The organism is Roseateles sp. (assembly GCF_031397715.1).
Taxonomy (GTDB): domain Bacteria; phylum Pseudomonadota; class Gammaproteobacteria; order Burkholderiales; family Burkholderiaceae_C; genus Paucibacter_A.
The window spans coordinates 1-9,068 of sequence record NZ_JANNMI010000316.1 but is presented as its reverse complement, the minus strand read 5'-3'; the positions used below and the strand labels follow the sequence as shown (position 1 = coordinate 9,068).

Below are 9,068 nucleotides of genomic sequence, written 5' to 3'. Positions count from 1 at the left end.
GCACCGGCCCGATTTTTGGCAGCCCCACCTCGGTCACCGGCTCGTTGCTCTCGATCAGTGCCGTCACCTGCGAGATGTGAATCAGGCAGTTGCCATTGGCAAACGGTACATGGGGATTGACCTCCAGCACGATGGCTCTTGCCTGTTTCAGCGCCGCCATCGTGTAGTCCGCGCCCAAGCTGAGCGAGAAATAGCCATGCTGATCCATAGTCGACGCCATGCTGAACACCACATCGGCCGGGATCAGCTTGCGCTCGATCAGCGCGGGCATCTCGGAAAAGTAACTGGGGATGAAGTCCACCCACCCGGCCTGCCCACCGGGGCGTGAAGCCGCGCCATAGAAGAACGACACATGACGCACATGCTCCACGGTCTCGGAGTCAAAGTAGTCGTACTTGCGCACCGCCAGAATCTGCCCCAGCTTGATATCGTGGAAGCGCCGGCGTGCGTCGGACAAGGCCGTTAACAGCGTCGGCGGCTCACCCACGCCGGTCGGGATGATGATGAAGTCGCCGTCGCGCAGCAGGCCCAGGGCGTCCTCACAAGTGGCCAATTTCTTGCGGTACAAATCTTGATGAGACATGGGGTGCCTATTGATGATGCTTGGCTAGCATCCTAGGCCGGCCGGCTTGCTGCTGGCTTGCAAAGCCAGCACTGTCGCGGCCGACTCACATCGGCAACTGCAACCACTCGCCCGGCCGCAGCGGGTGGCTGCTGAGCGAGCAAGGGCCGATCGCGCTGCGGATCAAGCGCAAGGTCGGGAAGCCCACCGCCGCCGTCATGCGCCGCACCTGGCGGTTCTTGCCTTCCTTGAGGGTGATAGCGAGCCAGCTGGTCGGGATGCTCAGGCGCTTGCGCACCGGCGGATCGCGTGGCCATAACCAGGCCGGCTCCTCAATCTGTTCGACCCGGCAGGGCTGGGTCACAAAGTCACGCAGGTCCAGCGGCTGACTCAGGCGCAGCAGGGCCTGCTCATCCGGCACGCCCTCGACCTGCACCGTGTAGGTCTTCGCTTCTTTGTGCTTGGGGTGGCTGATCTGGTGCTGCAGGCGGCCGTCATCGGTCAGCAGCATCAGGCCCTCGCTGTCGGCGTCGAGCCGGCCGGCCGGGTAAATATCGGGGATTTGCAGATAGTCGGCCAAGGTCTCGCGGCCTGCTTGCGGCGAGAACTGGCTCATGACTTGGAACGGTTTGTTGAACAGGATCAATTTCATGCACAGAATGCCCGCGGGCGGGCAAAGGTCGGACGGCTGCCCAGTATCGCGGCACTCAGACCAAGCAGTCTTCCAGTTCCTCAGCCACTTCAGCTTCGGCGCCTGCGGCGGCAAGATCGTGGCCGTCGAGCAAGCGATGGATATCCAAAAGCAGCAACATGCGCCCGCCAAGAGCACCAATGCCCATGATGTGGCCATGATTGGCCATGCCGTTCATGGCCGGCATGCTGCGCTGCTGCTCGGGACTGAGGTCGACCACCTCGTTGACGTTGTCCACCACGATGCCGACGCTGCGGTGATTGAGGTTGACGACGATAGTGACGGTCGCGGCCGTGATCTCGGCCGCGGGCATGTGGAAGCACTGGCGCAAATCAACCACCGGCAAGACCTCACCGCGCAGGTCCAGCACACCCAAGACCTCAGCACTGGCGCCCGCCAGGCGCGTGGGCGCTTGGAACGAGCGAATTTCCTGCACGCAACTCAAAGCGATGCCGTACTCCTCTTTACCGAGATGGAACGACAGCACCTCGGTGCGAATCTTGGGGGCCGCTGAGGTTTGGGTGGTCTGGCTAAGCTGCTGGCTCATGCTGGGGCTCCGTTGGCGGCCAGCACATGCTGGTGCCGCGATGATAGGGAGGCTGCGCGCCCCGTGCCGGGCCCACCCAGCCGATTGCGCGGCGAAAGTCACGCTGGCTCGGTTTCCCTTAACCCGCCTTAACCCGCGGTGATCACAACCCAATCCTTGCATAAACACAGGTGTTCCGGGGCTCGCCGGCTGGCGTCAGGCTGTCGCGCCGCAAGATGCCTTCGAGCTCGAAGCCGCAGCGTTCGGCCACCGCACGGCTGCGCAGATTGACATCGTCCATGCGGATCTCGACCCGGCGCGCCCGCAGCTGCTCAAACGCCATCCGCGTCAAGGCCAGCACCGCCTCGCTGACATAACCCTCACCCTGAGCGCTGCTGCGAATCCAGTAGCCGATCTCAAAGCGGCGTACCTCCCAATCCAGCCGGTGCAGGCCGCAGCCGCCCAGCAAGCGACGGCCCTCGACGGCGCGGTCGTAGATTTGATAAGACAGATCGCGCCGAGCGATGAAATCGGCGCACATGCGGCGCGCCACCGCCTCGCTGTCCTCGAAGCTGGGCGCTTGCTGGGCCCAAGGCATCCAGGGGCTCAGCTGAACCAGCGACTCGGCGATCGCCACCGCCAGCGCCGGGCCAATGCCGGGGCGCGGCGCGGCCAGCAGCAAGCGCTCGGTTTCAAGCGTCTCGGGCACTTCGATCAGGATGGGGTCAGGTGTTGCGCTCATGGTGGTCAGGTTTTACAGAACAGGCATCGCTTCACCGCTGAGCGAGGGCTCATCGTCATCGGGTTTGGGCAGCTCGCGCACATTGCGCAGCACCGGGTGGCGCCAAGCGATCAAGCTCAGAACCAGCGCCCCGACGCCGGCAAACAGCAGCGCCGAGCGCAGCCCCATATGCTCACCCAACCAGCCGCCGGCCAGCGCGCCTGGGGCAGCGGGGATCAAAATCAACCAGCGCATCGTGCTGGTCATGCGACCCAGCATCGGTGCCGGCGTGACGGCCTGGCGCAGCGACAAGAAGTTGATGAAAATCAGCACCGCACCGACGCCGAAGCTGAACAACATGAAGGCGAAGGCGGCGATGCCGAAGCGGTTCGACGGCATCAGCGCCAGCAGCAACCAGCCCAGGCCGGTCACCGCGATGCCCAGCACCAGGCAAGGGCCGGGGCCGAGCCGGCGGCTGATGCGGTGGCCCAGGATGCTGGTCAAGACCGTGCCGGCACCCAGCGCCACATAGCTCAAGCCCACCTGCTGCGCAGTCAAACCCAGCGTGCGAGTGGCAAACAGAATCTGCACCACTTGGGCCGCGTTATGGAACATCTGCCAGCTGCCCACCGCACAGGCCAAGCCGATCAACAGCGCGCGCTCGCGCACAAAGCGCACGCCCGCCCTGAGGTCACGCCAAAAGTCCGCACCATCGCTCTTATGGAGTATTTCCTCGATCTTGATGCCGCGCAGAATCACGGCCGAAATCAAGACCAGGATCGCGTCCACGGCCAGCGTCATCGGCGCGCCCATCAGCTTGATCAACATACCGGCAAAACCTGGCCCCGCGACCTCCGCGCCACTGGAAGCCAGCGCGTTCTTGGCGTGCGCCTCGACCAGGCGGTCGCGGCTGACCACCTGGGTCAAGACGATCTGCGCGGCGCTGCCGGCCGTGGTGTAGACGGTGCCCAGCACAAAGCCGACCACATAGAGCCAGGTCATGGTCAGCCAACCCATCCAGGCGGCCAGCGGCACGGTCGCCACGGCCACCGCCAGCAGCGTCTCGCCCCAGATATAGACCGGCAGCTTGCGCACCCGGTCCAGCCACACGCCCGAGGGCAAGGAGAACAGCACAAAGGGCAGGATCTCCATCGCGGTCAGCAAGCCCATCTGGGTCGGGCTGGCATGGAGCAGCACGGCGGCGGTGAGGGGCAGCGCCAGCATCGTGATCTGGCCGCCGAGCGAGCTGATCAGAATCGACGACCACAGGCGACGGTAAACGGCGTCGCGCAAGAGGTCGGTGGCAGGGAGCGTCAGCGCGCTCCGCACTCGGTCAAACCATGCGTTGAGCCGGGTTTGTTGCATGGGGGAATCTCCAAACTACTGAGGCCGCCGCTGAAGTGAGCCGCGCGGCACCGATGAACTGGCTGGGTTGGCGCGGCAACTTCACGCGCCTTGCTAACTGCGCAGCGTCAATGCGGCGTAGTCAGCACCACATGACCGCGAGCGCACAGGCCAGCGGCACGGGGCGTGCAGCATCGGGTGCGGTCTAGAAGTTTGGTCATGATTGCTTGATAGGGATCAAATCAGCCGCCATCGTAGCAGCCCAGGCGATGGCAGAACAAGTGCTGGAAGGCACGCTTGTGCGCGCCTCAAATCAGCTAGAACCCGACCGCCGCCCCATCGCGCCTTGGATCGCTCGCCGCCACATAACCCTCAACGCCAGGGTCACCCATGCGCCAAATGAACTGACCGGCACCGAAGTCTTGATAACTGTCGTGGATATCACCGATCTGATGACCCAAAGCGCGCAGACCTTCAATGGTGGCGGCCGGCATATGCGGCTCGACGTTCAGCGACAGCCCTTCATTGAAGCGCCAGCGCGGCGCATCGCAGGCCGCTTGCGGGTGTTGGCCGAAGTCCAGCATGCGCACCAAGGTTTGCATATGGCCTTGCGGCTGCATATTGCCGCCCATCACGCCGTAGCTCATCACCGGCACATGAGTCGGCGCCGCCGCCGGGCCGCCCCAAGGCGGCGCAGCACCCCCTCGGGGGGCAGGAGCCGCAGGCGACGTGGGGGCTGTCAAAAATGCCGGGATGATGGTGTGGAAAGGGCGCTTGCCCGGCGCCACGACATTCGGGTGCCCGGCCTCCAAGTTGAAGCAATGGCCGCGGTTTTGCAGCGAGACGCCGTAACCAGGCAGCACCAGGCCAGATCCGAAGCCCATGTAATTGCTCTGGATGAAGCTGACCATCATGCCGCTTTCATCTGCCGTGGTCAGATAGATGGTGCCGCCCTTGACCGGGTTGCCCGCCTTGAAATCCTGCGCCCTGCCCATGTCCACCAGTTTGGCGCGCTGGGCCAGATAGCTGGGGTCCAGCATCTCGGCCGCCGTCACCTCCATAGACCGGGGGTCGCTGACATAACGGTATACGTCAGCGAATGCCAGCTTCATGGCTTCGATCTGTATATGTTGTGCGGCCACGCCGTCCACCGCTTGCGAGGGCAGATCAAGATGCTTGAGGATGCCCAGCGCAATCAAGGCCGCAATGCCCTGGCCATTGGGCGGAATCTCATGCAGCTCATGGCCGGCATAGCTTTGCGAGATCGGCATGACCCACTCGGGCCGGTAGTCGGCAAAGTCGGCCGCCGTCATCGCGCCGCCGGTCTCGCGCGCAAATTTCTGCACCGCCTCGGCCACCTCACCCCGGTAGAAGGCCTCGCCCTTGGTCTGGGCAATCAGCCGCAGCGTGCGCGCCGCGTCCGGGAACTTGAACAACTCGCCGACCCCGGGCGCGCGCCCGCGCGGCAAAAAGGCCTGGGTGAAACCCGGTTGTTCGGTCAACTCGGAGACGGCCGCCGCCATCGCCCACTTGCTCTGCACAATCACCGGCACCGCATAGCCGCGCTCGGCAATTTCGATCGCCGGCGCCATCAAATCGGCGAACGGCAGCTGGCCGAAACGCTCGCTCAAAGCCACCCAGCCGGCCACCGCGCCCGGCACCGTCACCCCGCCCCAGCCGCGCTTGGGTGGGTTCTTGATATCAGCGCCATAAGTCTTGAAGAAATACTCGGGCGTCCAGGCCGCCGGCGCGGTACCGGAGGCATTCAGCCCGTGCAGCTGCGTGCCGTCCCACAGAATACAAAAGGCGTCCGAGCCCAGGCCGTTGCTGCAGGGTTCAACCAGGGTCATGCAGGCGGCGGTAGCGATGGCGGCGTCGACGGCATTGCCGCCTTGCGCCAGGATGCGCAGACCGGCTTGCGCGGCCAGCGGATGCGAGGTCGAGACGATATTGCGGGCGAACACGGGGCTGCGTACGCTGGCGTAACTCTGGTTCCAGTTGAAGGGATGCGTCATGGCGGGGTTCTCCGGATGATTGAGGCTGCAGTGTTCGGGCCGATCAGCGCACAAGAAAGGCCCCGTTTGTAACGCTTTGCAAGGCCGCAGCAACAGGGTCAACCCTTGCAAACCGGCCGTCGTTGGATCACTACCTCATCGCAAGCCGTGGAGTCATCCCAATGAAGCCCGCAATCAAGAACGCCATGATTCCCGCTCTGCTGGCTTTCACCGTTCGCGCAGCGATCGCCCAAAACGGCCGCACCGCTCCGCAAATGGCGGCGGCCAAACCTGCGACCGCACCGGCCGGCCCCAGCAAGACTTGATTGGCGCTGAATGGAGCATTTGATAAGCAACGTCTTTTCTTTGCTTTTCGTCAAAGCGCTGTCACAAACAGCCCGCACAATAGCGTTCATTCAAGGCAACAACCGGCTGCAGATTGGGCAGAGTTCTGGAACCCGTCACCAGTGCCAAGAAAACCGTCGCCATTTTTGATGGTGTCCGGAAGTCAGAAGGGCCACCAACCGCAAGGTCGTGGCCCTTTGCTTTTGTGGCAAGCCATTCTGAAATTGTTGCCGGGCGTAGACGTTGTCGCTTTCGGTACTTGATCGGCAATGCACAGCGCAAGCACACTGCGACGCCTCATCCCCCCAACTCGATAAGGAGCACAGCATGACCTCAATTGATGATCTTGCCTTCTTGTCGTCGGCCGCTTTGCTTCAGCCGCCAGCCCGCTTGGCGACTTGATGGGTTTTGGATTGATTGCTTGACAGGTTGACTCGGCGTGCATAAGTCGCGTCACTTCGTCAAGTCGCGTCACTTCGTCAAGCCGCGTCACTTCATCAAGCCTTGAGCGCCCAAGCCTGAGCTAGCGCTGCTCGATTTTCTGGTTCGCTTGCGGCCGACTTTTCGCATCCCCTGCCCCGCTTGACCTCGGTCAGCGGCCCTTGCCGGTCTGCTTCTGTCTTCTGAGCGCTCCCAGACCTGTCGCTTCGCGCCAGGCCCCCCGGCTTGCAAGCCGGAAGGCCTTCGCCAGCCACAAAGCCCCTTCAGGGCCTTTGTGCGCGGGCTCAGCCCCCCGAGGGGGAGAAGAAACACTTGGGCGGCCCAGCGTTTGGTTCTAGTGACCAGACCGGCTGGATACGATCGTCTGCACCGTCTTCATGTGCAATTGAGTAAAGAAGTTAAAACCAAGCCTCTTGCAGCCAGGATGCCGGCGCCGGCGTGAGATGCTGGCAGCCTTGGAAAATTTGAGTTTTCGCCGCCGCAGGCTCGAGCCCTCCCCCTGCCGACTCGATTTCACCTCTTTGCCCCGATGTATTCGCCCAAAGTTCTCTCTGCGCCGCTCGCTTTTTTGCTGCTGACGAACCTCGTTCAAGCGCAAACCAAGGCCGACACCGCTGCCGAGCCGTCACAAGCAGCCAGCGCAGCCCGGCCGACCAAAGCGACCCAACTGGAACGGGTCGAGGTCAGCGGTAAAGCCAGTGACGATGCCAGCCGCCGTGCGTCCAGTGCCTCCACGATCGTCATCGGGCGGGAAGAGATCGAACGTTTCGGCGACTCAACCGTCGGCGAGGTGCTCAAGCGCCTGCCCGGCGTCACCACCGGCGGGCGCCCCGGGCGCGGCGGCGAGATTCGTATGCGCGGCATGGGCGGCGGCTACACGCAAGTCCTCGTCAATGGGGAGCGCATGTCGCCGGGCTTTTCGCTTGATCAATTGGCGCCCGACCAAGTCGAGCGCATTGAGGTGATGCGCGCTCCGACGGCCGAGTTTGGCGCCCGCGCTGTGGCGGGCACCATCAATGTGGTTTTGCGCGAGGCCTTGGCCAGGCGGCTCAATGATCTGCGATTTGGTCTTGCGTCAGAACGCGGGCAACTGCGCCCCAACGCCGGCTGGACCCGCAGCGACAAGCTGGACGAGCATGGCGGCGCTTACAGCCTCAGTGTCAATTTTCAGCAAGCGGACACGCTGGACGATTTGAACTCCGTCAACGTAACGCGTGACCTGCGCAGCCAGCAAGACAGTGTTTTGCTGACGCAGGCACAAACTCGCGGCCAACGCCAAGCCTTGAACATGAACGCCCGCTTGCAATGGCGACTGGGTGAAGGCGAGAGCTTCAATCTGCAACCTTTCGCCGTGGTCTCCCGCAATAGCAGCGACAACCAGGCCAAGCTCAGCCATCAACCACCGCCAAGCCCGCCCAGCTACTACTACGACCGCTCGCAAAGCCACAGCGAGAGCCGCAACGAGACGCTGCGCTTGAATACGCAATGGCAAAAGCAGATCGATGCAAGCAGTCGCATCGATTTGCGTGCGGGTCTGGGGCAGGCGCAGCTCAGCGCCGACACCGAGCAGCAGCAGTTCAGAGGCGCAACCCAGCAACTCGTGCGCGAGCAGGTGGACCAGGTCGACAGCCGCGACCGCAGCTGGAGCCTCAACGGCAAATACTCCCATCAACTGGAAAATGAGCACAGCTTGGTCGCAGGGCTGGAGGGCGAAGGCACCCAGCGCGATCAAACCCGCACCTGCTTGCAAAACGGTGTGAGCTGCCGAACTCAGCTTGAGTTTGGCGACGAGCTATCGGCCAGCACCCAGCGCATCGCGGCTTATGTGCAAGACGAGTGGAGTGTGGGCAAACAACTGTCCTTTTACGCCGGCTTGCGCGGTGAAACGATTCTGACCCAGAGCAAGTCGGCCGCCTATGAAATCAGCAACCGCTCCAGCGTCTGGACACCGCTCTTGCACGGCGTTTGGAAGTTTGACGAAAAGAGCCGCGACCAGATTCGCGCCAGCCTGACGCGCAGCTACCGCAGCCCCAATCTGCAAGACCTGATCGCCCAGCCGGCCATCAACTCGCAATTCCCCTGCCCGGCCAATCTGCCTTGCGGGCCCAACACCGTCGACCACCCCGACCGCTCGGGCAACCCGAATCTGGCTCCTGAGCTGGCGACCGGCATTGACTTGGCCTATGAGAGCTATTTCGTCAAGGGCGGCCTTTTCAGTGCTAACGCTTTTGTGCGTCAGATCAGCGACCTGATGCGCAACGTCACCTCCTTGCAAAGCGTCGGCTGGGCCGAAGTGCCGCGCTGGGTCACGCAGCCGCAAAACATCGGCAAGGCCATCACCTATGGCCTGGAGCTGGAGGCCAAGTTCCGCCTCGATGAGTTCTTCCCAGAAGCATGGCCGGTGCAGATGCGCAGCAATGTGAGCTTGTTCCGTTCATCGGTCG

7 protein-coding genes and 1 pseudogene are annotated in these 9,068 nt (G+C 63.1%); 2 read left to right on the top strand and 6 right to left on the bottom strand.

Annotated elements, in window-relative coordinates; genetic code table 11:
- From RMO57_RS13740 to RMO57_RS13715, 6 genes and pseudogenes are all read right to left on the bottom strand, one after another.
- Positions 1 to 583: pseudogene (locus RMO57_RS13740) on the bottom strand (4-hydroxybutyrate CoA-transferase); the annotation flags it as partial.
- A gap of 85 nt (positions 584 to 668) precedes the next feature.
- Positions 669 to 1,214 (bottom strand): pseudouridine synthase, encoded by a 546-nt coding sequence (locus RMO57_RS13735; RefSeq protein WP_310387494.1) that lies wholly within the window; start codon positions 1,212 to 1,214, stop codon positions 669 to 671.
- Between the two features lie 55 nt (positions 1,215 to 1,269).
- On the bottom strand, positions 1,270 to 1,800 hold the full coding sequence (locus RMO57_RS13730) for a chemotaxis protein CheW (RefSeq protein WP_310387491.1): 531 nt from the start codon (positions 1,798 to 1,800) through the stop codon (positions 1,270 to 1,272).
- Positions 1,801 to 1,942: 142 nt separating this feature from the next.
- A complete protein-coding gene (locus RMO57_RS13725) occupies positions 1,943 to 2,521 on the bottom strand; it encodes a GNAT family protein (protein WP_310387489.1) in 579 nt (192 codons plus the stop codon).
- Positions 2,522 to 2,533: 12 nt separating this feature from the next.
- Positions 2,534 to 3,865 (bottom strand): MFS transporter, encoded by a 1,332-nt coding sequence (locus tag RMO57_RS13720; protein ID WP_310387487.1) that lies wholly within the window; start codon positions 3,863 to 3,865, stop codon positions 2,534 to 2,536.
- 296 nt (positions 3,866 to 4,161) lie between these two features.
- A complete protein-coding gene (locus RMO57_RS13715; RefSeq protein WP_310387485.1) occupies positions 4,162 to 5,859 on the bottom strand; it encodes a gamma-glutamyltransferase family protein in 1,698 nt (565 codons plus the stop codon).
- Between the two features lie 161 nt (positions 5,860 to 6,020).
- On the opposite strand from RMO57_RS13715, the gene RMO57_RS13710 reads away from it, so the two are divergent.
- Entirely contained in the window at positions 6,021 to 6,164 is a 144-nt protein-coding gene (locus RMO57_RS13710; protein ID WP_310387484.1) for a hypothetical protein, read from the top strand.
- Between the two features lie 989 nt (positions 6,165 to 7,153).
- A partial coding sequence (locus tag RMO57_RS13705) for a TonB-dependent receptor plug domain-containing protein (protein WP_310387483.1) occupies positions 7,154 to 9,068 on the top strand: 1,915 nt, incomplete at its 3' end.